The organism is Slackia sp., assembly GCF_977041755.1.
This window is the reverse complement of sequence record NZ_CDRRGL010000208.1, coordinates 1-1697: the sequence shown is the minus strand read 5'-3', so window position 1 is coordinate 1697 and position 1697 is coordinate 1. Positions and strand designations below refer to the sequence as shown.

Below are 1697 nucleotides of genomic sequence, written 5' to 3'. Positions count from 1 at the left end.
TTGTGCGGCATGCTTGACAATGGCAAGTCCCAATCCGCTGCCGCCTGTTTCCTTCGAGCGACTTTCGTCGACGCGGAAGAAGCGCTCGAATACGCGCTCGCGCAGCTCGGGCGGAATGCCAATACCGGTATCGCTCATGCGCACAACGGCCGATCCGTCGGCCGCACCGATAATCGCAACATGCGCGCGGCCGCCTTCGACGTTGTAGCGAATCGCGTTCTCGGCCAGGTTGCGCACCATCTCGCCCAAAATCTGCGCGTTGCCGCGCACGACCACAGGCTCATTGCCGCTGCGCTCAATCTCGCACGAGAGAGACACCGCATGGTCCTCGGCATAGGGACGCAAGCGCCCGCACACGTCATTGGCAAGAGATTCGAGCGAAACGACCTGGTTCATATCAACACCCAAATCATCGCCCGACGTGCTATCTTTCCCCATGTCATCGAGCTTTGAGAGCGAGATAATATCGTCGACCATACTGCGCATGCGCTGCGATTCGCTGTGGATGGTATGCGCGAACGACTTCACATCCTCATCTTTCGCGATGCCCGCGGCGATAATTTCCGCATAACCCGAAATGACCGTGAGGGGTGTTTTGAGCTCGTGCGACACGTTCGCAGTGTATTGACGCCGCTCGCTCGCCTGGGCCTCGAGTCGCTTGCGCTGAGCGTCGAGGCGCGTGAGCAAGGGGGAAAGCTCGACCGGGGCGTCCGATTCGAGAGGCCGATCCAAGTCGATTCGCATAAGGTCGGCCGAAATCACCTGAGCCAAAAACCGCGAACCCACGGCGGCGGAAACAAGCGCGAGCACGACAACAACGGCGCACGGCCCCAGCATATGGAGCATCATGCCCCACACGCTCGATTGGGTCGTGGCGAAACGAAGCACATCATCGTTGTAAAGACGAACCGAATGATAGAGCGTGACCTCTTGCAGGGTTTCGGAATAACGGCCCGCGCTGCTCTCGCCGTCGATTTCCGCCTGAACGAACTCGGGGCGCCCAGCATGGCTTTCGAGCATCGACACATCAGCCACGTCGTTGTCGAACAGCACCGTGCCATCGCTCGCGATGAGCGTGACGCGCATGTCGCTCCCCATAAGCTCCGACTGTTCATCAAGAAAGTCGAGCAATTCATCGCCATCGAGCTGGGCGGCCTCTATGTAAGAAGCATAGCGATGGGATTCGTCGGTGATTCCCTCGGATGCGCGCGCGTCGAGCGTGGCGTATGACGCCGCGGCAAAAGCAACGACGCACACGAGAGCCACCGCCGTAGTAGCCACCATAATGGCGGCTGCGGCATTATGGGCAAGCGAATGATGCGCGAAAAGGCGCAGACGCTTCGTACACTTCCCGTTTTCGGGGGATGGTTTTTCCTCGTCGGAAACCGCAGTTACCACCATAGGCCGCCTACGCTTTCAGGCGATAGCCCACGCCACGTACCGTTTCGATATATGTCGAAGCTTCGGGACACACCTCAGAAAGCTTTTTGCGAAGCGTTTGCACATGGGCGTCAACCGTGCGGGTTTCGCCGGCAATGCTGTAGCCCCATACGCGGTCGAGCAACAAATCGCGCGACACCACGATGCCGCGATTTTCCATGAGATAGCGCAACATTTCGAATTCCTTATGCGTGAGCTGCACTTCCTCGCCGTCTGCGGTGACCTGATAGCGCGCAACGTTCAGGCAAATCGGGCCC

The 1697-nt window shown here is 59.0% G+C and carries 2 protein-coding genes; both read right to left on the bottom strand.

Annotated features, from left to right (window positions below; translation table 11 throughout):
- The coding region (locus ACWI8T_RS09575; RefSeq protein ID WP_449138782.1) for a sensor histidine kinase at nt 1-1401 on the bottom strand (1401 nt) is incomplete at its 3' end.
- Between the two features lie 7 nt (nt 1402-1408).
- Nucleotides 1409-1697: winged helix-turn-helix domain-containing protein (locus ACWI8T_RS09570; protein ID WP_449138781.1), on the bottom strand; the 289-nt coding region annotated here is incomplete at its 5' end.